Annotated in this window: 21 protein-coding genes, 2 tRNA genes, 1 other RNA gene and 1 pseudogene; 4 read left to right on the forward strand and 21 right to left on the reverse strand. The window is 29.5% G+C overall.

What is annotated here, in order from left to right:
• Positions 1-24: 24 nt before the first annotated feature.
• Complete coding sequence (locus tag HGG69_RS02140) at positions 25-1,578, forward strand: MATE family efflux transporter (RefSeq protein ID WP_169605153.1); 1,554 nt, start codon at positions 25-27, stop codon at positions 1,576-1,578.
• A 582-nt stretch (positions 1,579-2,160) separates the two neighbouring features.
• Here the strand turns inward: HGG69_RS02140 and rpoC are convergent.
• From rpoC to HGG69_RS02180, 8 genes and pseudogenes are all read right to left on the reverse strand, one after another.
• A pseudogene (gene rpoC / locus HGG69_RS02145) lies at positions 2,161-6,027 on the reverse strand (DNA-directed RNA polymerase subunit beta'); the annotation flags it as partial.
• Entirely contained in the window at positions 6,027-9,635 is a 3,609-nt protein-coding gene (gene rpoB, locus HGG69_RS02150; RefSeq protein ID WP_169605155.1) for a DNA-directed RNA polymerase subunit beta, read from the reverse strand. The pseudogene rpoC and the gene rpoB, both read right to left, overlap by 1 nt.
• 143 nt (positions 9,636-9,778) lie before the next feature.
• A complete protein-coding gene (gene rplL / locus HGG69_RS02155) occupies positions 9,779-10,150 on the reverse strand; it encodes a 50S ribosomal protein L7/L12 (protein ID WP_169605156.1) in 372 nt (123 codons plus the stop codon).
• A 9-nt stretch (positions 10,151-10,159) separates the two neighbouring features.
• Positions 10,160-10,657, reverse strand: a complete 498-nt coding sequence (gene rplJ / locus HGG69_RS02160) for a 50S ribosomal protein L10 (RefSeq protein ID WP_169605157.1) — start codon at positions 10,655-10,657, stop codon at positions 10,160-10,162.
• Between the two features lie 190 nt (positions 10,658-10,847).
• Entirely contained in the window at positions 10,848-12,374 is a 1,527-nt protein-coding gene (locus HGG69_RS02165) for an alpha-amylase family glycosyl hydrolase (protein ID WP_169605158.1), read from the reverse strand.
• A 6-nt stretch (positions 12,375-12,380) separates the two neighbouring features.
• Positions 12,381-13,322, reverse strand: coding sequence for a DNA polymerase III subunit delta (holA, locus tag HGG69_RS02170; RefSeq protein WP_169605159.1), 942 nt, complete (start codon positions 13,320-13,322; stop codon positions 12,381-12,383).
• A gap of 36 nt (positions 13,323-13,358) precedes the next feature.
• Complete coding sequence (locus HGG69_RS02175; protein ID WP_169605160.1) at positions 13,359-14,441, reverse strand: MAG0480 family ComEC-like protein; 1,083 nt, start codon at positions 14,439-14,441, stop codon at positions 13,359-13,361.
• A 149-nt stretch (positions 14,442-14,590) separates the two neighbouring features.
• Positions 14,591-15,079 carry an MAG0490 family ComEA-like DNA-binding protein gene (locus tag HGG69_RS02180; RefSeq protein ID WP_169605161.1) on the reverse strand — a complete coding sequence of 163 codons (489 nt, stop codon included), beginning with the start codon at positions 15,077-15,079 and terminating at the stop codon, positions 14,591-14,593.
• A 54-nt stretch (positions 15,080-15,133) separates the two neighbouring features.
• Here HGG69_RS02180 and rnpB point away from each other — a divergent pair.
• The 3 genes from rnpB (at position 15,134) to pgsA (ending at position 16,714) form a co-directional block, all read left to right on the forward strand.
• Positions 15,134-15,432: RNase P RNA component class B (gene rnpB, locus HGG69_RS02185), an RNA gene on the forward strand.
• Positions 15,433-15,507: 75 nt separating this feature from the next.
• Entirely contained in the window at positions 15,508-16,077 is a 570-nt protein-coding gene (locus HGG69_RS02190; RefSeq protein ID WP_169605162.1) for an MHJ_0274 family protein, read from the forward strand.
• Entirely contained in the window at positions 16,070-16,714 is a 645-nt protein-coding gene (gene pgsA, locus HGG69_RS02195) for a CDP-diacylglycerol--glycerol-3-phosphate 3-phosphatidyltransferase (protein ID WP_169605163.1), read from the forward strand. Before HGG69_RS02190 ends, pgsA begins: the two co-directional genes overlap by 8 nt.
• An 88-nt stretch (positions 16,715-16,802) precedes the next feature.
• Here pgsA and HGG69_RS02200 read toward each other — a convergent pair whose 3' ends face one another.
• The 13 genes from HGG69_RS02200 to HGG69_RS02260 form a co-directional block, all read right to left on the reverse strand.
• Positions 16,803-17,006 carry a hypothetical protein gene (locus HGG69_RS02200; protein ID WP_169605164.1) on the reverse strand — a complete coding sequence of 68 codons (204 nt, stop codon included), beginning with the start codon at positions 17,004-17,006 and terminating at the stop codon, positions 16,803-16,805.
• 212 nt (positions 17,007-17,218) lie between these two features.
• Positions 17,219-17,295, reverse strand: a tRNA-Ile gene (locus HGG69_RS02205).
• Between the two features lie 475 nt (positions 17,296-17,770).
• A tRNA-Ile gene (locus tag HGG69_RS02210) sits at positions 17,771-17,847 on the reverse strand.
• Between the two features lie 46 nt (positions 17,848-17,893).
• On the reverse strand, positions 17,894-18,286 hold the full coding sequence (gene rpsI, locus HGG69_RS02215) for a 30S ribosomal protein S9 (protein WP_169605165.1): 393 nt from the start codon (positions 18,284-18,286) through the stop codon (positions 17,894-17,896).
• A 2-nt stretch (positions 18,287-18,288) separates the two neighbouring features.
• The gene (gene rplM / locus HGG69_RS02220; protein WP_169605166.1) at positions 18,289-18,723 is read right to left on the reverse strand and encodes a 50S ribosomal protein L13; all 435 of its coding nucleotides are present in this window, start codon (positions 18,721-18,723) and stop codon (positions 18,289-18,291) included.
• Between the two features lie 50 nt (positions 18,724-18,773).
• On the reverse strand, positions 18,774-19,439 hold the full coding sequence (locus tag HGG69_RS02225; protein WP_169605167.1) for a 16S rRNA (uracil(1498)-N(3))-methyltransferase: 666 nt from the start codon (positions 19,437-19,439) through the stop codon (positions 18,774-18,776).
• 134 nt (positions 19,440-19,573) lie between these two features.
• Positions 19,574-20,725: a cell division protein FtsZ gene (gene ftsZ, locus HGG69_RS02230; RefSeq protein ID WP_169605168.1), complete on the reverse strand. Its 1,152-nt coding sequence runs from the start codon at positions 20,723-20,725 to the stop codon at positions 19,574-19,576.
• A complete protein-coding gene (locus HGG69_RS02235) occupies positions 20,715-21,914 on the reverse strand; it encodes a hypothetical protein (protein ID WP_169605169.1) in 1,200 nt (399 codons plus the stop codon). The genes ftsZ and HGG69_RS02235 overlap by 11 nt, the downstream gene beginning before the upstream one ends.
• A gap of 12 nt (positions 21,915-21,926) precedes the next feature.
• Positions 21,927-22,832, reverse strand: coding sequence for a 16S rRNA (cytosine(1402)-N(4))-methyltransferase RsmH (gene rsmH, locus HGG69_RS02240; RefSeq protein ID WP_336508885.1), 906 nt, complete (start codon positions 22,830-22,832; stop codon positions 21,927-21,929).
• Complete coding sequence (mraZ, locus tag HGG69_RS02245) at positions 22,826-23,266, reverse strand: division/cell wall cluster transcriptional repressor MraZ (protein WP_169605170.1); 441 nt, start codon at positions 23,264-23,266, stop codon at positions 22,826-22,828. Before mraZ ends, rsmH begins: the two co-directional genes overlap by 7 nt.
• Positions 23,267-23,898: 632 nt before the next feature.
• Positions 23,899-24,093, reverse strand: a complete 195-nt coding sequence (gene rpmF, locus HGG69_RS02250; RefSeq protein ID WP_169605171.1) for a 50S ribosomal protein L32 — start codon at positions 24,091-24,093, stop codon at positions 23,899-23,901.
• A 59-nt stretch (positions 24,094-24,152) separates the two neighbouring features.
• Entirely contained in the window at positions 24,153-24,515 is a 363-nt protein-coding gene (gene rplQ / locus HGG69_RS02255) for a 50S ribosomal protein L17 (protein WP_169605172.1), read from the reverse strand.
• Complete coding sequence (locus HGG69_RS02260; RefSeq protein WP_169605173.1) at positions 24,515-25,513, reverse strand: DNA-directed RNA polymerase subunit alpha; 999 nt, start codon at positions 25,511-25,513, stop codon at positions 24,515-24,517. The genes rplQ and HGG69_RS02260 overlap by 1 nt, the downstream gene beginning before the upstream one ends.
• Between the last annotated feature and the right edge of the window lies 1 nt (position 25,514).

Below are 25,514 nucleotides of genomic sequence, written 5' to 3' on the forward strand. Positions count from 1 at the left end.
ATTTTGAATCGAAATTAGGAACATATGGAAAATATAACAAGTAAAAATTTTTTTAAAACACATTTACCAGCAGATAAACAAACTTGAAAATTATTTTTAAAAATGACTATACCAGTAGTAATTGGTGAGTTAATTTTTGCTTTAATTGGATTCGTCGATAATTTTATGGTTACCCATATTCCTAACGGTATAAATGCTTTGTCATACGCAAACACATGAACAGGAATATTGATGATATTTTTTATGACAATAAATATCTTGGCTTCAATGCTGGTTGGACAATATTACGGTTCTAAACAGTATTCTAACCTAAACCAAATAATGGCTTTAAGGGTTTGGACATATTTAATTATCGCAACAGCTTTTTTTATTCCTGTATGAGTGGCGCCCGAAAAAATGATAACAATTGTAGCACCACTCGATGATGCAAGCTTAGAATCTAGTGTTAAATATTTGCAATACATTTCTTTTTCATGGTTTGGTCTAGCGATTGCTTGAAATACAAATGGTTTACTGAATGAGGCGGGAAAATCCAAATTTGCTTTATTTTCAGCTATTGGAGCCTTACTTTCAAATATAACTATTAATGCTATATTTATCTATGGATTAAAACAAGGAGCTGAAAGTGCGGCATTTGGAACAATCATTTCGCTTGCTGTTAATATAACATTAGATGAAATATGAATGTACTGACAAGACAAAAACATTTGGATTAATCCGAAAAACTTGTTTAAAATAACAAATAAAATTTTCAAAGTATATGCTAAAAGGATTTTTGCATTTGGAGTAGCAATTGGAGGAATGATAGTTATTCCGATGAGAATGTTTTTATGAAACAGAGCATACCCACCAGGCTCAGTAGGTGAAGATTATATGCGTTTATCAGCCGCTAGTGTTCTAACATTAACTGAATCTTTGGCAAGCATATTCAGTGCAACAACCGCTGCTTGCGGAGCTAATGTAAGTGTTTTTGTTGCTTCACAATTAGGAAAGGGTAACTTTGATTTAGCTCAAAAAAATGCAAAATCATTAAAGGGATTCCATTCATTGTTATCATTGTTCTTTTCATTGTTATTGGTTGCTTTTTCTTTAATAATTTACATGACTGGTGCATTATCCAATGGTTCACAAACAGAAGTCATGGAACGAATGAGTAGTGTAGATTTTGATCAAAGCATTATCAGCGCACTAAGCGTCGAATTTAATATAACTGATAAACAATTAATCATTGAAAAAGCAGCGGCAAATGCCGCTAATCAATCAGTATTAGTACTTTTAACAACATCATTGGTTATAGCTGCTGTTAACCCGTTATGAAATTGATTCTATACAACAAGTGCAGTAATCAGCAGTGGTGGAAGAACTACTTTATCAGGGGTTACAACATATATTTCTCAATGAGCACACTTGTTATGATTAATATTAATAGCATTCGTGATTGTTCCTCGTTCTCATATATCATTACCTATAGCTTATGTACTATTTTATTTATTTGATATAATCCGGCTAATTATTTATGAAATTGTTCAATATAAATTTAATTGATTGATTAATATCACACAAACACATAAATCTTAATTTTAGGACTGAATTTATAACATAAATTAATAATGGTATATTACATAAAAAACACGACCTTTATATTGGACGTGTTTTTTGTTATTGAATAATATATTAATCTTCAAATTCAGATGAATCTTCAAAGTATTTCACTTCCTGTGATTCTTCTTGAATTTCATCAGTGATTTCTTTAATTTCTTCTTCGTATTGAGCTAATTCTTCATCAAAATCAAAGTCGATATCAACCGGATCTTCAGTTTTAAAGTATGATAAAGCTGATTTGATATCATATTTAGCATCTTTTTCAATTCCTGCAAAGTTTGTTCCAGCTGGAATTTTTTTACCAAGAATAATATTTTCTTTTAATCCTTCTAAGTAATCAAATTTATTTGAAATTGCAGCATGAACAAGAATTTTAGTTGTTTCTTGATATGAGGCAGCTGCTAAGAATGAATCACTTAATAAAGGTGTTTGTTTTGCCCCTTTAATAATAACTTTACCAAATGCAGGTTTTTTACCTTCTGATAATAGTTTTCCACATTCTTCTTGATATTCAAATATGTCAACAATTTCTCCGGCAAAGAATTTCGAATCCCCTTGCTCATAAATAGTAACTTTTGACATCATTTGACGCACAATAATTTCTATATATTTATCACTAATTGCAATCCCTTGTGAACGATAAATTCTTTGAATTTCTTTTAATAAGTAGTTTTGTACTGCGTTAACGTCTGCGATTTCCAATAAGTCTTTCAAGATAATTGGACCTTCTGATAATCTTTGACCTCTTTTAACTTGGTCTCCAACTTTAACACGTAATTTACGTTTTGTTCTAACTTCAACTTCTTGTCTTGAAATTTGTTTGTCTGAGTTTTTGTATTCAATTGTAACAATATGTAAACCTTCTTCGACTGCTGATTCATGTGTATCAACAATAACACCATCAAATGGAGATATTGTGGCAGGTGTTCCTCATGGTGTGTCATAAGCATCGATTAACTCAATTAAACGAGTAAACCCACCAGTAATATCTTCAACACCAGCAACCCCTCCTGAGTGGAATGTACGCATTGTTAGCTGAGTTCCAGGTTCCCCGATTGATTGAGCAGCGATAATACCTACTGCTTCACCAATATTTACTAAACGGTTAGTTGCCAAGTCTTTACCAAAACAGTATTTACATACACCGTTTTTAGTATTACATCCAAAGATTGAACGAATTTCTACTTGTTTTACACCGGCATCAGCAATTCTTGAAGCAATTTCGGGTGTGATAAGTGTTCCACGTTTAATAATTTCCCCATTAAGGTCAATGTTTTTATTTGTGAAACGACCCTCGATACGTTCTACCATTGAAACAATTTTTTGTTGAGTTTTGTTATCAACGATATCATTAATCACGAATCCATAATCGCTACCACAATTTTCCTCTTTAACAACGATATTTTGAGCAACATCAACTAAACGACGAGTTAAATATCCTGATTTAGCAGTGTTAAGTGCGGTATCTGTTAGTCCTTTACGAGCACCGTGAGTTGATGAATAAAATTCATATGCAGTTAGTCCTTCAAGGAATGAAGATTTAACTGGAACCTCGACAGTTGAACGAACAACACGATCATTTTTCGCATCAGCTTTTAATGTTTTAGTGTTGTTAGCCATTAGTCCACGCATTCCGGCTAATTGAACGTAGTTATTAATTGTTCCCCGAGCTCCCGAGTCAATCATAACAATAACCGGGTTATTTGGGTTAGACTCAATAACTGTTTTTAATTCTTTTTGAATATTATCTTTAACTTCTGTTCATTTTTTAATTGTTAAATTATAACGATCATCGTCTGTTAACTCTCCACTTGTGTAGTATTCTTTTAATTTGGCAATATAATCATCACCTTCTTTAACATAGTCAGATTTTTTATCTGTTCCGATAATGTCATCGATTGAAATACTAATTCCACTCAATGTTGAGTATTTGAATCCAAGTGCTTTAACTTTATCTAATATTGATGCCACGATGTTTGTATACTTGAATCAAACACCATCCAAAATTTTCGCTTTTTCTTCTGCGTTTACATTTTCGCATGATTCACCTGGTTTAACAATTTTATTAGAGTTGTAATTCAATTCAAATTCTTCAATTGTGAATTTTCTTAAAGCGTTAGCATGAACAATATCTAATGTGTGACCACGATAATCTTTTAATTGAATGTATTTTGTTAATGTGTCTTTGTAGTTTTCAGGTGTTATATCTTTAATAACTGATGCAACATCTCCGAATGAAAGTACTGAAACATATCTTGTGAAGGCTAAACGAATAATTTTAGCAATATTCTTTTTAGTAAATGCTTTTTGAACTGGGGCCTCAATTTTAATAAACGAACTTAAATCAGTGTGTGCTTTTGCAATAAAATTACGCATGTTTTTACTGATTTCTTGTTCTGAAGAAACCTTATCACCAGTGTGAATGAATGGGAATGAAGTTGGAAATACTGAGTTAAAAATGAATTTACCTACTGAAGAAATGATATATTTATCACCTTCGTTGTAGTATTTGTTATCTCACTCTTTAATTGCACTAATTGGTAATGCAACACGTGCGTGTAAATCAATTCTCTTGTCTTCATAAGCACGCATCATATGATCAAAGCTTGAGAAGTAACGTCCATCACCTTTAGCACCGGCTTTTTCCATTGTTAAGTAGTATAACCCAAGAATCATATCTTGTGATGGGTTGATGATTGGTTCTCCATCTTTTGGACCTAGAATGTTTTTGTTAGCAAGCATTAATTCTCTAGCTTCTAATAAAGCTTGTTCTGATATTGGTACGTGAACAGCCATTTGGTCACCATCGAAGTCGGCATTGAATGCGGTACATACTAATGGATGTAAACGGATAGCCTTTCCACGAACTAAAACAGGTTCAAATGCTTGAATACTTAAACGGTGCAATGTAGGAGCACGGTTAAGTAAAACTAATCTTCCTTTAATAGCTTCAGCCACATATGGTCAAATGATTGGGTTTTCATCTTCAATCATTTTTCGAGCATTTTTAATTGTAGTTGCTACTTCTTTATTGATTAAACAATTAATAATTCATGGTTCAAATAATTTTGCTGCCATTTCACGTGGTATACCACATTGGTGCATTTTTAAGTTTGGACCAACAACAATTACTGAACGACCTGAGTAGTCAACACGTTTTCCAAGTAAGTTTTGTCTAAAACGACCTTTTTTCCCTGATAATGCATCAGAAATTGATTTAAATGGTCTGTTATCTTTTGACATAACAGGATTTGGTGATTTACGAGCATTATCAATTAAAGCATCCACGGCTTCTTGAATCATCCGTAATTCGTTTTGTTCTAATAAGTGAGGAGCTGCTGTTTCTTGTCAGTTTTTTAAACGGTTATTACGAATAATAACACGACGGTACAACTCGTTAACATCACTTGTTGAGTGACGTCCTCCATCCAATTGAACTAGCGGACGTAAATCAGCTGGAATGACTGGTAAGTTATAAATAAGCATTGATGTTGGTTTTTGTCCTGATTCAATAAAAGAATTAATTACTTTTAGACGTTTATATAATTTTTCACGATTTGTTTTTGCTGATGTCGAAATGTTTCCTAAAGCATTTTCTTCAGCGTTGATAGCATTAATTTGATTTGTAACAAGTTTGTGTTCTTTTTCTAAATCAATGTTTTTCAATAAGTATTCGATAGCTTTTGAACCAGTACCTATTTTGGCGTCTGAATAAGCTTCAATGATGTCATTGTATTCGTAAAAGTCAATACCGTGGTCTTGACCAATTCTTGATGAAGCTTTTTCAACTAAGTTTTTAAGTGATTCTTCGATATCTTCTAATGCTTCTTCATCATCTTTCATTTTTTCTCTTAATTCTAAAAGAGCGTCATTGTAAATGATACCAGCATTATTAATGTCAATGATTCTGTTTTTTTGCAGTGATTTTAATCCACCTGATTCTAAAATAATGTGTGATTTGTAATAGATTAAGTTTTCTAATGACGAACGTTTAACGTATTCTTCAGTATTTTCTACTTTTAAACCTAATAATTTAGAAAGAATTGAGTGGTCTACTTTGAAATATCAAAAGTGAACAACTGGCGAATTTAATTTGATGTGACCCATATGATAACGACGTGCTATCTTAGGTAAAATTTCAGGTTTTTCTTGTTTACATAATTCAGTACGAATACAGTATTGATTTTTATTAATCATTTTGTATTTGTGGCCACAAATTGGACAACGATAATCAAGCATTGGCCCGAAAATCAATTCATCAAAAAGTCCAAAACGTTCTGGTTTATAACTTTTATAGTTAATAGTTTCGGGTTTTGTTACTTCTCCATGACTTCATTCACTAACTTCTTCACTTGTTGCAAGTGCTAAAGAGATTTTATCAATACGAGTTTCATCTAATGATGCATATTTTCTTGTTTTTGGCATTATTCTTGTTCTCCTTCGTTTGCGAATTCTTCTTCTAATTGGTTAGTGATTTCTTCTTTTGTTACATGTTCTTTTTCATGAACTTGTAATTTAATACCTAATCCACGTAATTCATATGCAAGAACTGAGAATGACTCAGGCATACCTGGGTTAGGAATTTTTGAACCAGTTGCTAATGCAGTATATAGTTTGTTACGACCGATAATGTTGTCTGATTTATATGTTAATAATTCTTGTAAAACATTTGTTGCTCCAAATGATTCAATAGCTCATGTTTCCATTTCCCCAAATCTTTGTCCCCCATTTTGGCTTTTTCCTCCAAGAGGTTGTTGAGTAATTAATGAATATGGCCCTACTGAACGAGCATGCATTTTATCATCAACCATGTGGTAAAGTTTTAGATAATACATAATTCCGACTGAAACCGGTTGGTCGAATGGTTCACCTGTTATACCGTTGTATACAGTCATTTTTCCAGTTGTTGATAATCCTGCTTCTTTTTGAATTTCTTGAATTTCTTTGTAACTTATTCCATCAAATACTGGTGATACAAATTTAGTATTTAATTTTTTAGCTGCTAAACCTAAATGTAGCTCAAGTACTTGACCAATATTCATCCGAGAAGGAACCCCTTGTGGATTCAATAAAATGTCTAATGGTGTACCATCTTCTAAATATGGCATATCTTCTTCAGGTAATACGATTGAAACAACCCCTTTGTTACCATGACGTCCAGCCATTTTATCCCCAACTTTTATTTTACGTTTTTGAGCAATAGATATTTTTACTATTGTTTCAATACCATCTTCTAATTGATCTCCGGCTTCACGACTCAATATTTCAACAGCAACAACTGTTCCTCCGTGACCATGTTTAACTTTTAATGATGTATCTTTTAAATTACTTGTTTTGTGTCCAAAAATTGCTGACATTAATTTTTCTTCAGGTGAAGGATTTTCTTCCGCTTTAGGCGATACACGTCCTACTAGAATATCACCAGCAGAAACTTCTGATCCGACTCTTACAACACCTTTTTCATTCAAGAAACGTTTTGAACGGTTTGAAGCGTTAGGAATATCAGCTGTAAGAATATCTTCCCCGGCTTTTGCACGACGGAATTGAATAACTTGTTCATCTATGTGGATAGAGGTATAAACATCGTCTTTAACTAATCTTTCGTTTAATATAACGGCATCTTCATAGTTATATCCAAATCATGTACTAAATCCTACTAATACGTTACGACCTAAAGCTAATTCTCCGTTTTGCATACTTGGCCCGTCGGTTAATAAGTCACCAACTTCAATTCTTTGCCCAACATTCACTATTGGTTTTTGATGAATAACAGTTCCTTGATTTGAACGTTCGAATGTTTTTAATTTAAATTCAAATTCTTTTTTCTCATTGTCAGGTTTTACTTTAATAACACCGGCGTCAACATATGTAACAATTCCGGCTTTTGTGCTTCTTACGTTTGACGCTGAATATTTAGCAATATCAGCTTCAACTCCAGTGGCAACTAATGGTGCTTCAGGTTTTATCAATGGAACTGCTTGACGTTGCATGTTTGATCCCATAAGTGCACGGTTGGCATCGTCATTTTCTAAGAATGGAATAGCTGAAGCTGAAATTGATGCCATTTGTCTTGATGAAACACCTAAATAATCTATTTCATTTTTGTTCAATTCAGTATATTCATTATTTTTACGCGCCATTACTTTTTCATCTAAAATTTGACCTGTTTCAGTATCAATGTTTATTGATGATTGAGCAAATGAATAATTGGTTTCTTCAATGGCTGTTAAATATACAATATCATTGAAATCAACAACACCATTATTCACTTTGAAATATGGAGATTGAATAAATCCATATTCGTCAATTTTAGCGTATGAAGCTAAATTTAAGATAAGTCCGATGTTAGGTCCCTCAGGTGTTTCAATAGGACAAATACGTCCATAGTGAGTTGAGTGAACATCCCGAACTTCGAATTGCGCTGTATCACGGTTAAGACCTCTAGGCCCTAATGATGTAACACGACGTTTGTTTGAAATTTCTCCAAGCGGGTTAACTTGATCCATAAATTGTGAAAGTTTAGATGAGTTGAAGAAAGATTTCATTTGATTATATATTGGTTTATTATTTGTTACATTTCTTGCTGTAATCTTGTCAGTTTCTTTTGTTTTAATTTTTTCTTCAGTATTTTTCTCTAATTTCAACAATCCGATTCTGAATTGATTTTGTAACAATTCACCAATTGTAACTATTCTTTTATTTACTAATGAATCGGGATCATCATCTGATCCAACTCCGCTTAATAAGTTAAAGTAATAGTTAATAGCGGCAATAATATCAGGAATAATTAAATGTTTTTGTGTTGCAGTTGGGTCGTTACCGATAACTGTTAAAGGATCATTTTCTAATTCAAAATCCTTTCTTGTTGGTCATATGTAAATTGTTGCAACAGATAAATGTTTTGCCAATTCTTCCCCATTTGGACCTTCAAGTTGATTTGCATAAATGTCAGCTTGAACATCTGGAATTCTTGTTAATTTAATAATTCCTTGTTTAATTTTTTCATGTATTTCACGAGCTATATCTTGAGTAATGAATAACCCTTTTTTATATAGCAGGTCAATTTCTCCATCTTCATTTGGAGCTGAAAAAATATCTTTAGCTAAGTAAGTATTTGAAATACGATCAATTACACTTAATTTACGGTTTATTGTAAAACGACCAGTTTTAGTTAAATCATATCTTTTTTCATTGAATATTAATGAAGGTAATAAATTTCTTAAACTTTCGCTTGTGATACGATCTCCACGACGTAGTAAACGGTATAGAATATCTTGCGCTCTTTCAATTGAATCGTAGCTTCCTTGTTCAATTTTGTCACGTTTAAATGTTTCTAATAATACATCATGATTACCGAATAACTGAATCATTGATTCCTCTGTTAATCCTAATGCTTTTAGAAATACACTAAGTGCTGCGCTTTTGTTTTTGTCAATTTTAATTTTTACTGAATCTGTGTTGTTTCCAGTTACTTTATGGCTTATTTCGATTCATGAACCGATGTGAGGAATAATTTCCATTTTGTTAAATAAGTCGTTAGCTTGTTTATTTCTAACCCCTAGTCCATAGTAAACACCTGTTGAACGTATCAATTGACTAACAATAACTTTTTCTGAACCATTAATAACGAAAGTTCCACCATGTGTCATTATTGGGATTTCACCAAAAACAACTTCATAGTCTTTAACTTGACCGTCTTCAATATTGATTTGACGTAAACTGGCTTTTAATTTACCTGAATATGAAGAACCTTTTTGTTTTGCAATTTTTACTGATTCAAATTCACTTTTTGAAGGAATTTCAAATTCAACGCTTCCTGGTATGTATTCAATTCTTACTTTATTTGGTTGTTCAATTGGATAAACCGATTGCAATTCTTCCTCAATACCTTGAGTAATAAACTCTTCGATTGATTTTCTTTGCATTTCTAAAAAATCTGGTGTTTCAAAAATTTTAGGTGATTTTGAGTAATCACGTCTTAATGTAAGTGGTCCGAATTTTCTTTCGATGTATTTTTTATTTTGTTGTTCCATGTTGCCACCTTAATTGATTTATTTTTGTATTTTTTGCATTTTTTCACAATAAATGCGATATTTTTTATAGAAATTTATTTTCTATAAAAAACTCTATATAAATAACAAAAATGGCATAGATGCCATTTCTATTTTGTAAATTATTAGTCGATGCTTACTTGAGCTCCAACAGCTTCTAATTTACCTTTAATGTCTTCTGCTTCTTCTTTTTTAACAGCTTCTTTAATAACAGCAGGAGCTGATTCAACTAATTTTTTAGCATCCATTAGTCCTAAACCTGTTAATTCTTTAACTGCTTTAATAACGTTAACTTTTTGATCTCCAGCAGCTTTTAAAGTAACGTTGAATTCTGTTTTAGCTTCTCCAGCAGCTTCAGCTGGTGCAGCAGCAGCTACAGCAACTGCTGATGGGTCGATTCCAAATTCTTCTTTTAACCCTTCAACTAGTTCCATAACTTCTTTAATGTTCATTTCTTTTAATGCTGAAATGAATTCGTCTTTTGTTAATTTAGCCATAATTTTTACCTATCCTTGTATTTTATTTTCTTTAACCATCATATCAAGACCCATTGCTAAATGTCTTAATGGTGTTAATAAAGAGCTTCCTAATGTCATTAGAGCTTCTTCGTATGTTGGCAATGTTGCAACAACTTTAACTTGATCAGCATTAATAACTTTGTTTTCAAAGATACCAGCTACGATTTCAAGTTTTTTGTGTTTTTTAGCAAAATTTGCTACTAATTTAGCAGCGGAAATATCATCATCGTTACCAAAAACGTAAATATTTTGCCCTGCTAAGTGATCGTTTAATGCATCGTAGTTTAATTTACTTGCAGCATGTTTAACTAGTCTGTTTTTAAAAACTTTTAAACTTACACCGTTAGCTTTTGCTTCTGTTCTTAGTTCTTGTAATTGTTCAACGTTTAAACCTTGATAATTAGCAACAACAAGAGCTTTAGCATTTTCTAACATTTCAGTAATTTCATTAACTACTAAAACTTTTGCATCTCTTAAATCGCTCATTTTGTCTCCTTTATTTTCTTGGGAATACAATACACATAGATATATACTCGATAACGAATTAAGCTTACGCAGTTATTGTCTTTGTATATTGCACGTTTATTATAACAAAAAAACTATATTATTTTCAAATATGTAAATTTTTGGAAAAAATATTTTTTTTCATTGTTCTAAAAATTGAAAAAAAACCCTTCTACAAGGTATAAATTACACTTTCGAATGGGTTTAAAGTATTTGGCAATTTTGTGTAAATTTTATTAGAATAAGTTGAAAATAAAATATTCGCTCGTTTAGATATTTTGACTGCTCGTGGTTGTTTTGTTAAATTTAACAAATAAATCACTTTTTCGCCACCATAATATTTCACAATTTTGATAATACCTTTGCGCGCTAAATGTTTAGATATTTTGACTCTATTAGCATTAAATAAGTCAAATAAATCTTTTTCGTTCAATAGATTCATGTATAAATTTCAAAAAACAAGTGAAGAATTGTGAATTGTTTTTTCGGTTTCCACATTATTTACATGATATTTTTCGCTAACATTGAATTTTGTAACCGGGTTTTTTGTAAATCCTGCAAATTTTTCATTCGATCAAGACATTAACGCATTGTTAGAAAGTTTGTTTAAATAATGCATAGAATTTAAAAACGTATTGTTATTTATTTTCTTAGATTGTAATAAGCGTTTTAATTCATTAATATTATCTTCGTTGAAATCATTTGTGTTTTTTATTTTTACTTTTAACGTTGCAAGCTCATCACCATAATAAATTGAATAAGAATTTTTTGCACTAGCTATTACAAGCAAAAATGTTTTAGCTGCTTCATAATTAAAATTCAACTCATCTCCTCAACGTGAACAAATTCGTCCCACATAATCGGATGATAAAGATAAAATATATCGATCATCATCCATGTATCTTTTAATATCTTTGATGAAATGAGTATAATCAAATTTAGCAATAATTAAATTTTTGTATTTTTTATTCAATCCATATTCAGAAAATTTGTTAACGAAAATATAGTCACATATTTTGTTTAACAATTTCAGTATTTTTTGACTTTCAGAATATGTTAACGTTTTCGAACGTAATACAATTGAAACGTTTGGATAGGTTTGTTTAATATGCATATAAAAATCATGCAATTTTGAATAAAGAATATTTTTTGCACTGGATGTACTGAATGAAAAATACCGATCAAAATTATCGAACACCAATACAGAACAATTTAATTTAATGTAAAATGCAGCGATTTTGTCTAAATATTCGAGTAAATCGGTTGCTTCTTTTTCTTGATTTTTATAACTCGCGTCATAAGCTATATATTTTTGCAATGTTGTATTTTTTAAATAAACATTACTGTTGTTGGTTTCCTTATAAAATGATTGCGCTCTTTGTCAATTATTATATGACTGTTTTAACTCAAGAAAATCAATAACTGGTCCTGTATTGATTTCATTTTGTTTTAATGTATTTACCATTTTATTAAAATCAAATATCGATCCATAACGATCATGGATAAAATTTAATTCGTCCGATTCTTGATAATAATTCAAAATATTATTGATAAACAGTGTGTTAATTTTGAGATATTTTAAATATTCAATTTTTTTTGTAACTCCATTGTAATCACCATAAGACGAATTATTTGAATCAAAAAAAGTATGAATTTTAATTTCATAGCCGTTTATTTTTGTTGTTTGAAGTTTTTCCATTATTACCTACTTAATAATTTGCATAATAAAATAATTTAAGGCATTAAATTCATCAAGTAAACCACTTTTTATGTCAATATCAATCTGCGCTAATTTTTCAATATATTGTTTTATGGATTCAATACCCGTTTGCACTAAATAATTATTAATTAATTGCACACGATATTCGTGCATATTTAGTATTAAACCGATTTGTTTTAAATTATTATTCATTTGTTTTAGTATATATATTTGCTGCGCACTATTGAATAAGTTCGCAATTTGCCCAATAATTAAAGCGGGTGGAACACCCATCATGATTTGTTCGTTGTACTTAGTCATTATTGAATCATTTGATTGTTTTTTTATTAATGCATCACTTAAAGCAAATTCTACATTATCGGATATACTAATATCATCATCTTTAACATGTTGAATTGTAATATGCTGTGTGGTAATCAAATATTTTTTAATTTCGTTTGTCAATATAAATAAATTGTTGGGAAACTTACTGATTAATTCCCTCACAGCTTCCTTATCTATATAAGCTTTTTTTGAAGCCACATAAGAAATAATGAATTTTTCTAATTCTCAATCTTTCAAAGAATTACATTGAATAGCTTTAGTTTGTTTAGATATGTATTGAAATAACATTGAAGGTTTAAATGTTTTGATTTTGGGTTCATATAAAGAAAAAATTATAATATCTTCTTTATTATTTTTCAATACATCAATGAATTCAACACACTTTTGTTCATCTTTTTTATTATTGTAAAGCAGTGGTAAATTCTTAATGATAACGATTTTTTTATTATTGAAAAGATTCACACTGTCAAGTGTGGTTAATATTGTTTGATAATCTTCTGTTTCATCAAATGTGTATCTATCTAAAATATTAATGTTTTCTGTTGTTATTTTAGATAGATTTTCTTCAATAAAAAAATTCTCGTTTCCATAAATTAAATACATATTTCTATTATATAATACCTGCTATATATTATTTAATTAAACGTTTGAATTTTTGAATTTATAAAAAATTGCATACAACATTAATAACAGATAATAAATTAGTACATAAAAAAAGGGAATATAAAAGATTTGGATAAATAAAGAAAAATCGTATGCAAACAATAATAAATCCTTTAACAATTCAAACAATAAGTTATTTAAAGACACAAATCAAAAAAACATCAAAGTATAACAATAATAAATCGGGATTAACATTCCAAATAGCAACTGATAAAAATATCCAAATATATTAACAACTTTAATACTATTGCTCAATATCGTTACTGACAAAACATAGCATAATAATGAATAAACAAGTTTTTTATATTTTATTGAAGTATTAGCGATAACTATACCTGCAAAACTTAATAACATAGACAATATATAACCTTTTGTTATTACTTGATTTATATCGATAAAACTTAATATACACGCCATAATAATAAATGTGTCAATATTATTGACTTTTATTTTTAAAAGTTGAAATGTTCTCAATAAAAATAAATATATAAAAGAACGCAAGGCAGATAATTGGAAATTTAATAAAGATAAATACATCAATAAAACAAAAAATATTAAATAATCAACGAAGTATTTATTCAATTTAATCAAAAATAAAATCTTATTAAGAAAATAGGTAATGATTCAAAAATGAAAGCCGCTTATCACAAACAAATGCAATAAATTAAGATCTTTCAACATTGTATATATTGTGGAATCGTTATTTTTTTTACCGAGAATAAACATGTTTATAAATTCCTTCGAATTTAAATTGTTTTTATTGATAATAGATTCAATTAATGTTGTGAAATTATCAATTTTAATATTTTCTATTACATATGTATTTAATTGATAACGAATACCCAATTTAATTAAAAAATCATCATTTGAAATTGTATTGAAATAACCTTTAACGTATACATAATTTGATAATATGGATGTATTTGTTTCAATAAATATTTTTTTATTCAAATGACGAATTACAATTCCGTTTTTATATTTGTTCAATATTTTATACGTATTATCAATTTCACAAATATTATTTCATAATAAGTATTCAAGCAATAAAGCAAAAATCATTATTGAAAAAATAATAAAAAAATGATTTCAAAATTTTTTATTGTTAAAACAAATGAATACCAGAAGAAATTCAATTGCAATATATTGATATCAATGATATTGGAAAATTACATACAATAGTACACAAGCTAAAAAGGCAAAAAAACTAGCTAATTTATTAATATTTTTGTTTTTAATATATTGATAGTTTTTTCACCCACACCATTTATTTTTTCAATACTTTCTCATGTTAATTCAGTTGAGTTTTTAAATAAATTCAAAATCAATTTAGCTTGTTTTTTGTAAATTTTCCAATTCAATAAAGTTTCCAATTGTTTAATATCTTTTCAATGGATTTTTTCGCCATTTTTGTAAGGAATATAATATTTTTTGTTATTCACGATTTTCTGTGAAAAATCAATTTTACTAAAATCAGCATTAGACTTAATGCCTACCTTGTTTAAAACTGATTTAAAATTTTCGTTTTTATCAATACTTATTTTCCCGGGATATTTTACAGCACCAGAAAAATAAATAATAATGTTATTTGAATGTTTTGAGGGTTGCGAATGTTTTTTTAAATTTGTAATCACTAAGACAGTTGAAACACACAAAACAAAAGATAACATCAATAATGAGCTTTTATAAATTCTTTTCATATATATAAAAGTAAAAAAAACACACTTTATTTAAGAAAAAATATATAATAATTAAGACTTGCCCAGTTGCTGCACTAAACGTGTAGAGGAAAATCCACACTAGCACTTTCTGAGATGAAAGTAGTGATCATGCTGAGTCTAATAAATTCAGGCAGTAGCAATACTGACAACTAGTGACACAGAAACTAAGTCTGCTCAATGAGTAAGAGTGCAAAGGTTAAACTTCATGAGCTAGAAATCTAAATTATGGTAAGAGAGTCTGATTTAGGGAAATGAACCGACGTCAGGAGGGTAGTAATACCTTAGATAAATAACTGGGGCTCATTATTGAGTACAAAAAGTGGTTTATAGAGTCAATACACCTATATGGTGTATTTTTATTTTTTAAGCTTTTAAAGTATATAATTAAAAAGTAAAAGGAGTAAATTATGATAGAAACAATATTATTGAGCGATGTGCAAAATCCTTATACCGATGACAATGGAGGTTTTCTTACAAGAAACATCGGTATATTACTTTTAGCTATACTTCTTGGGCTTATATTCATTTTTGTTGTGTACAAAACAATCAAGGGAATGTATTCAAAGAAAAAAGCTGTTATCGCAAAAAAAAGACAAAACGAAATAAACAAGGAACTTTACCGTGAATATATTGTTGCGATTTGCGAAATTATTCGTTATTCACAAAAACAAATTGATGATTTTGAAGTAAGTATTGGACAATATAAAATGAGTGAAGTAAACAACGGTGGGGTTAAATTAATTCACAAACTATTGAATCGAGATGATTTTAAAGACTTTAGAGAAAATGATTCATATGAAGACTTTGTTGCTAAGTTAGAAACATTCACACGCTTCAAGCCAACAGTTTGAAAAAGTAAACTATTATCTGAAATAAATTATTTTGAAAATTTAGAATCAAAATTAGAAAAAGATACAAAATATTTTGAATACCAAAACAAAATAAGAAAAAGTATAGAGGAAAAATATTATGAGTAAAAAATTCAATAAAAAAATTCCTAACTATTTAACAATTGCAAGAATTTTATTCGCAATAATATTCATTATAATCATGAGTGTTATGCAGGGCGTTTCAATTCATGGCACAGCATTCTTTATCTTATACTGAATCAACGTTGTTATATTCGCAGTAGCAATGGTAACAGATTTTGCTGACGGATACCTAGCGCGTAAATATGACGCTGTATCAACTTTCGGAAAAATATTTGATCCAATTGCGGATAAAATCATGACTGTATCAATGATGTTATTCTTAATCTTAACTCAATTCAGTTACATTCCATTAATCGTTCTTATCATTGTCAGAGACATTATTGTTGATGGTTCAAGAATGTTTGCGGTATCACGTAATATCAACGTAGCTGCTTCATGATGAGGAAAAATTAAAACTATATTAGTTTCATTGGCATTATTATGCGTATCGCTTTCTGCACCATTCTTATACAACAACGCAGATACATGATCACTAAATCAACTATATATTAACATTCCTTTAATGGCGGGTTGCTTGGTATCATGAATAAGCGGTACAATTTATATATCTAAATATTTAAAAGGTATAAAACAAACTAATGTTTTAATAGAAACCGAACAAACAAACAACGATATTGAATAAAAATTAATTTGAATAATGCCGATAAGACTCGGCGTTATTTTTTTTAAAAATAAAAAACACCCGCACGAGGTGTTTAATAATTTATTTATTATTTGATAAGTTTTTCAAGAGTTTCAACTCTTTTTGTTAAATCGAAAATCATTTCTTTCAAATCTGTGAAAGATAATCATTTTTCGCCATTGTCATTAAATTTTCTTTTTTGTGAATTAAATGAATTGTTTCTATTTGGTCTGAATGATTTATTAAATGATCCCCTTTTGTTATTGTCATTTCTTCTGTTTGTTGATTCCATATTGTATCCTTGTTTCTATTTATTATTATCGTTTAATATCAAAAATCTTAATGCATACTAAACATTGTTAAATAGCCATAGCAATATTTCTTATTTGATTGAGAATCCTGAGTGAGTTATATATTAAACTATGCAAGTATAACACATATAAATTTTTATTTATTTAAATATAAAAAAAAGATACCCTAAGGTATCTGGTCATTTTCATGAAATGGTGCGAACGAATGGGATCGAACCATCGACCTCACGATTATCAGTCGTGTGCTCTAACCAGCTGAGCTACGCTCGCATAACTAAATGCTAATTTATTATACAGTAAAAACAGTATTTTTTTAAAAATTAAATGTTTTTATTTTTATGCTTAAAAATTGTGTAAAACGGGATAAAAAGTTTTTAAGTAGTTGTGTGTGATTTTATTTATTATCAATAACATATATACAATGGCTGTTGAATTTAATTTAATCACCAATTAAGCGATTTTGTTATGTATTAGTTATTTACTGTTGTTATTATTAAAACACTCATAGATTTGCTAATACAAGTCATAATCGACAAATGTCTTGACAATTAAATAAAGCACTGCTTGTGTAATTAATGAACATTGTTTTTTTACTAGCATGATGCGTCTTTTTGATTTTTTTGTTTTGTTGAAACTTGTTTTCAAACAGCTACACCTATGCAATAAATATATTATTTTGTAATAGTTTATCATTACAACAACAAAAAAAATACCCATTAGGGTATTTTTGGTCATTTTAATGAAATGGTGCGAACGAATGGGATCGAACCATCGACCTCACGATTATCAGTCGTGTGCTCTAACCAGCTGAGCTACGCTCGCATATATAACAAAGCAAATATGTGCTCTGTTATGAATATTGTATAAATTAACGTTTTGAGAATTGTCTTGCACGACGTGCTTTACGTAGTCCGAATTTTTTACGTTCTTTAGCTCTAGCATCACGTGTTAACATTCCAGCTGCTTTTAAAGCTGGACGGTAATCTGCGCTAGCTTCTAATAATGCACGGGCAATACCTAATCTAATAGCCCCAGCTTGTCCTGATAGCCCTCCACCATTAACGTTAGCAACTATGTCAAATTTACCAACTGTTTCTGTTAATCCAAATGGTTGTAAAGCATCTTTTAATAAGATATCACTTTTTAAATATTCTCTAGCTTCTACTTTGTTAATTAGGAATTTTCCTGTTCCTGGTTTAACGTAAACTCTAGCTACTGAACTTTTACGACGTCCTAGTCCATAGTATTTTAAATCTGCCATAATTATTTAACCTCGATTGCTATTGGTTGTTGTGCTTCGTGTTTGTGTTCTGAACCTGCATACACGTATAAATTTTTGAATTGTTTTCTACCTAATTTTGTATGTGGTAGCATTCCTTTAATCGCTTTTTCAACTAGAGCTGTTGGTTTTTTAGCTCTTAAATCTTTAGCGTTAATTTCTTTTAATCCACCAGGGTATCCTGAGTGTGAGTAGTACATTTTATCTTGCTCTTTGTTGGCTGTAAGAACAACTTCTTGAGCATTAATGATAATAACATTGTCCCCCATGTCAACGTTTGGAGTAAATGTTGGTTTATTTTTTCCTCTAAGGATTGATGCAACTTGAGCGCTTAAACGACCTAATACTTGTCCTTTAGCATCAATGATGTATCATTTTTTTTCCACTTCTAAGTGTTTAATAATTGTTGTTTGACGCATGTTGTTTCCTTTTAATGTATTTAAATAATGCTGTTTGTATTTGGTTACAATTATTCATTAACTCTTGACAAAACATATAAACAGGCAGTCTCTGCCCTAAGAATTGTTTTTGTTAATTTAAGAATTGTAAAGTTGTTTTGCAGCGCAAGGTTGACTTCAGTATCTGAAAAGCCACCTTCGGGACCTATAACAAATAATGAATCACTCGGATATGATGCAATATTTGCTGCGCTAGTTTTTTCGTGAGCTAGATATTTATTTTTAAATTCTAGTGTTATTATTTTATCAAATTTTTTTATTTTATTTAAAAAAGGTTGACGATTTCTAAATGATTGTTGTGAAGCTTCGAAAATTATCTTCTCAAAACGGTCTCTTTTTCTTTCGAAATCAGTCTCTTTCAGTTCACAATATTGACTTATGAAAGGATAAAATTCTGTAACACCAAGCTCAGTTGCTTTTTGTAAAACTAATTCAAAATTTTTTCAACTAATTAATGGTATTGCTAAGGCAACGGGTTTTTCATATTCATGATTTAAATTAAGTTTTTGAATAATTTTGGCTTTTTCCTGCTCTAAAACGCATTCATAAAATTCTTCTTCAAATACGCATATGAAATGTTTATTGATTTGTCTTGCCACTTTCATATGTTTTAATGTTTCTTTTGTTAATTCAAAGAAATCGCTATTTAGTTTTTTTTCTACAATAAAACGCATCATAATAGTAGATTATACTAAATACCTATGTATTTATTTAATCTTGATATAAATTAATTAAATAAAAAGTTCGGTAATCCCGAACTTTGTTTTTTAAAAAAAATTTACAGTATTTTAATTTCTTCAAGACATCGAAATTACCCAAATACATCTTCAAGTAAATTTTCGTTTGTGAAATCGTTTGTATCAGCGAAATTATTAGCAATGTAATCATTCGCATTCGAAGCATTTAACGAGATTTCTCTTGTGCTTTCTGATTCGAATTGAATATTAGAATTCAATATTTTTGCATTAACTTCTTCGTGAATTTGTTGCGTACTTTTAGGCACATCCGAGTTTATTCCAGCAGCAATAATAGTTACTGTTAAACTATCAGCGCTTTCTTTATTTTTATCAGCTATTTGGTGATAACCAAACATAATCTCAACATCTTGTCCAATAATTTCTTTTACTGTGTTTGCAACTGTTTTTATGTCATTTAAAGTCCCATTTGAACCAATTGCAACATGTACCATACATTCTTTAGCACCGATAATGTTCGTTTCAAGCACCGGGCTTTTTAAAGCATTAGTCACAGCTACTTGAGCTTTGTCTGTTCCACTTGCTTTACCTATACCAACTACAATTTCTCCAGGATTATTTAATATTAAACTTTGTAAATCAGCAAAATCAAGATTGATAGCTGAAGGCATTGTTGTAATATCAATAATTGAACGAATCAATTGTTTTAATGTTTTGTTCGAATATTTTCAACTGTCATTCAATGGTAATTCACCGAATGCATTTATTAATTTTTCATTGCTTACAATAATATATCCATCAACGTGTTTTTTTAATTCTTCCAAACCTTGTTTGGCAACACGCATTCTTTTATGTCCTTCAAATTCGAAGGGGGTAGTGATGACAGCTAATGTTAGTGCGCCTTGTTCTTTAGCCATTCTAGCTATTTCAGGACTTGCACCAGTACCTGTTCCTCCACCCATGCCTGCCGCGATAATAACTAATTCAGTATTACTAATTCTTTTTTTAATTTCTTGTTCACTTGTTAAAGCAGATTCTTTACCAATTTCTGGTTTAGCTCCTGCGCCGCGTCCGTGTTCATTACCAATTTGAAGGATCAGTTCGTCATTGGCGATGTTTTTTAATGCTTGTTTATCTGTATTAATTGCAATAAAACTAACACCTTCTACATTTACTGAGTTGATCAAACTCCGTATTGAGTTGTTGCCAGCTCCACCGACACCTAATACTTTTATTTTAGCTATACTAGTTAGTATATTATCTTCCATTTTTTACTCCTAGTGTATTAAACGCATTTTTTACTCATTGTCACATATTTTTCTTAAATTTAACTTGTGTCATTTCTTGAGTATTAATGATTAATGTATCAGTGACATCATGATCACTGATGTCAATGTTTAAATAATCAATAATTGCAGTGGTTTCTAAATTAATGTTTGAACTTAGCTTTTGCGAATTAATTATTTTAAAATTGGTTACTTTATCTTTATTGTTATTATTTTGAATTGTTTGGCGAATAAAATTGTTCTCCAATAGACTAATGTTAATGTGTTTGCTATCGAACACATTATTCATTTTCAATAACATTTCAGCTTCGGAACTAATGTTTTTATAAAATGAGTCGATTGTATTTTTTAATTGTTGATAGTCAATATTTTTTCTGAAAACCAAAGGGCTTTTTTGAATAGTTTTCAATGAATTTATATTCGAAATTAAATAAGTAGATAACTCAATATCAATATTGAATTTTTTAGATATAAATTGATTCAAATCATTATATCCATAACTTAATTTTTTAAAATTAATGAAATTATTGTTGTGTAAATATGATATTGCCACGCAGTTTGGTTTAATATTAATAAACACGTTTCGTTCTTTTTTATCAGTAATTTTTGACATATAAACTGATAAAGCTTCCGTTGAATTCACTGTTTTTAATATTTTTAATCCCATATTATTAATAATATTTTTTATGAATTCATACTTTTCTTTTTTAATAAAACTCAAACGTTGTTTTATTTTTAAATCATAAACATATTTATTAACAAAATCAGTGTATGTGTTTGCATTAACTCATTCACCTTGAGTATTTAAATATTTCAATGACAATATTCTTTGCATTGTTAGATGACCGTTTTCTGGGTCATATTCTAACGATTTTTCAATATCATACGCGTTTTCTGGCGAGAATACTGAATTAATTTGAACGTTTTGTTCTTTTGTGTAAAAGTAATAATCATTTGCATCTTCAAATGATAATATAATATGTTCTAATTTACCATTGATAATTGATTCAATGTTTTTTATTGCTAATTGACACAATGGTAAAGAATTACTAATTGGGATGTGATTATCTTTATAAAGCACAAGGAAAGAATTATCTTCAAGCTTTTCAATGGCTTTAATAGATAATGTCTTGTCGTATATGTTAAATATTACGATGATTTTTCTTTCCATTTTGTGTCCTTATTATTTTAATTTTGTTAAAACTCTTAATGTTGCGCTTCTAGCACGGTAGTTAGTTTCTTTTTCTGTATTACTTACAGTGATTTTTTTGAACTTATAAGGTTCATCAATTTGTACTGGTAATTTATACGTTTCCGATTCTAACCTTAAACTTTTAAAGAAATTTTTAACGATTCTATCTTCAATAGAATGAAACGTTATAATTGCTAATTTACCGTTCACTTTTAATAAGTTAAGTGATTTTTGTAGCATTTCTTGCAGAGATTCAAATTCGTTGTTGACTTCGATTCGAATAGCTTGATATATTGCTCGACAAGGGTTTTTTTGTCTTAATATTGCAGCTGGGTATGCATTTTTAATTACTTCAGTAAGTTCAAGAGTTGTATTAATAGGTCTATTATCTACAATTGCTTTAGCAACTCGCTTAGCGAGCTTTACATCAGCATTATTAATAAATATTCTATTAAGTTGCTCGAGTGAGTAATTATTAACAACATCATAAGCTGTAAAATCTTGATCACGATCCATACGCATGTCTAATTTAGCTTCTTTAGAATAACTAAATCCACGTTCTGCATCATCTAATTGAGGGCTAGATACACCAAGATCCGCCAATATACCATCAACCGAATATACATTATGTTCGGCTAATTCATCAGTTAAATATCTAAAATCACTTTTTATGATTGTGAAATTATTATTTATTTTTTGAAGTCTTTGGCGACCTGTTTCGATAGCACTCATATCTTTATCAAAGCAATATAAGTGTCCGTTTGTTAATTTCTCTAAAATTTTTGAGCTGTGACCAGCTCTACCTAATGTTAAGTCAACGTATATTCCGTCTTGTTTTATTTCTAAAGCGTCTATGCTTTCATTTAATAAAACTGGAATATGTAACTGATCTATAATTTAACTCCCGCTTCGTAAAGCTTTTGAGCTAATTCATCAAAGTTAACTTCATCATTAAGTAAAATTTCTTGTTTTTCATAAGCTTCTTTTGCAAATATTTCAGCCATATTTCCAACACCTATAAAAACGATTTCTTTTTTGATAGCAGAACGATCTAAAAATCTTGATGGTAGAGTAATCCTTCCGGATTTATCCATTGTCAATTCCTCCGTATTTGAAAGAATATGGCGAGACAATAATCTAAAGTCTTTATCAAGCGAATTATTGGCTTGCAATTTTTCTTCCATTTTTTTTCATTCAGCGGAACTTCTTACAGCAATGGAATTATCAAACCCATAAGTAATGAAAAATGTAGACCCAAGTTCTTCACGAAATTTCGCTGGAACAACTAGTCTATTTTTTTCATCTAACGAGCGTTCGTATTTACCATACATTCCCATTTCCTCCCACTATCTGCCATAATTATACTTATATAATTCATTTTGTATGGCAAATAAATATAAAAAAATATTTCAGCTGTAAAAAATGGCGTTTAGGGTAATTTTTCTTGCATTTTTTAAATAAATTCAAAATTAATTGTTTTTCAAAATTGTTTAAAATTTTTCTAGTTTTTAGTTAGTTTTTTTAAAGTGTATTCATTTGAAATATAAAAAAAATCCACACATTTTGCAGTTTTTTTATTTATTGTGTTAAGAAAATGACTAATGACAATGATTTTTTAGAGATTTAGAAACTTGTGCGCTTGTTGTTTTATTTTTAATTATCCATAGCTAATATCACTCCAAATTACACATGATTTTAGGCAAGAAAATTGTAATTTAAAGTTTGATATGATCAGCGATGCTTTTACAATTCACTGTATATTTTCAAATTTAATTATTTTTAAATGTGGCATAATGAAATTTGCTTTTTATTAAATTTTTAAAAAAAATTCGTCCTTGTTTTTCAGCTTATTTACACTCTTTTAGATATAAAAATAAGTTTTAAATAAATGCATTGAATAAAATATACAAGTCAATTAATAATAAAAAAAATCAACCGTTTTAGGTTGATTTTGTGTGATGAATTATTTATCTTTTTTAGCTTTAAAACCAGCTACTTTTTGTCCTTTATAAAAACCACAGTTTACACATAGACGGTGTGGTAAAACTGGTTCTAAACAGTTTGTACAGTTTGAATATGTGTTAGCTTTTAATGCGTGGTGGCTACGACGTAAGTGTTTACGTTGTTTAGAGGTTTTTCTCTTTGGTACAATTGCCATAATTTGTCTCCTTAAGTTTTTTTAATTAATTGTTTTAATGTTTATAAATTTGGAGGTTATTATACTAATTGTAAAATAGCCATTTCGCTTCCGTCACCTTGACGGAAACCTTTTTTGATGATACGGCAGTATCCACCATTACGGTCTTTATAACGAGGTCCTAATACTTCAAATAAGTATTGTAACGCATCACGGTCACCTTCAGCTTTAACATCACGTAAAAAAGCTGCTGCTTCACGACGACTTGCTAAGGTGTTTTTCTTTGCTTTAGTAATCATTTTGTCTACTTTACGACGTAATTGTTTTGCTCTAGCTAAAGTTGTTTCTACTTTACCATTTACTAAACAATCAGTTACAAGTGAACGTTCAACGTGTTTTCTTCATTCAGAATTACGTCTATATAATTGCACAGGATTTGCCATTATTCTTCTCCTTTATTTAAGTTTTCTTTAAAAAGTAAAATTTTGTTCATGATGTCGTCAACTGATTTTTTACCTAAGTTCTTAATATTGCTAAATTCTTCTTCTGTTAAGCTTAATAAATCTTCTACCTTACGGTATCCAGCACGGTGTAGTGCATTGATTGAACGTACAGATAATTCAAGTTTTTCAATATCCATTGAACGCATTTCATTGTTTTCTTTTTCAATTTTAACGCTATCAAATAAATTGATTTCTTCAATGTTTTCGATATTTCCAATTACTTGGAAATGAGCTATTAAGATTTGTGAAGCGTGTGATAGTGCATCTTTCGCTGTCACAGTACCGTCTGTTTCGATACGTAATTTTAATTCTTCTTCAATAACTAATGAAGCTGAGTTTAATTCTTCTACTTCATATGAGATTTTTTTGATTGGACTAAAATCTGAATCAATAGCTAAAACTTGTCCACTTTTGATTTTTGATTCAAAACGGTTTTCGTATTCACGAATAATACGTTTATTATCTTCAAAATCAATAAATCCTCTTCCAGCACGAATGTATAATTCGAATTCTAATTCGCCCTCGAATAAATGTGCAATTTCAAGATCTGGGTTAATAATTTCTAATCCGCTTGGAAAATCAATATCTCCAGCTGTTATTAATCCATCTTTATTTGTGTGGAAATAAATTTTAACAAATGAACCTGGGGCTTCAAAAAGTTCTTCATTGTAAATAAAACGAATTTGACGAATGTTTCCTAATAATTCTACAATGTCTTCTCTAACACCCTTTAAAATGTCGAACTCATGGTTAACACCATTAATTTTAACTGCGAATGACGCACATGAAGTAATTGATGATAATAAAGTACGGCGTAATGCTGTCCCTAAAGTATTTGCATACCCACGAGATAGCGGTTTCAAACTAAAAGTTGAAATAAAATCATTGATTTTTTCACTTGTTAGTTCTGAATAATTGATTTTTGCCATTTTTTCCATA

Origin of the sequence: Mycoplasma phocoenae (genome assembly GCF_012934855.1) — a bacterium.
In the GTDB taxonomy this organism is placed as follows: domain Bacteria; phylum Bacillota_I; class Bacilli_A; order Mycoplasmatales; family Metamycoplasmataceae; genus Metamycoplasma; species Metamycoplasma phocoenae.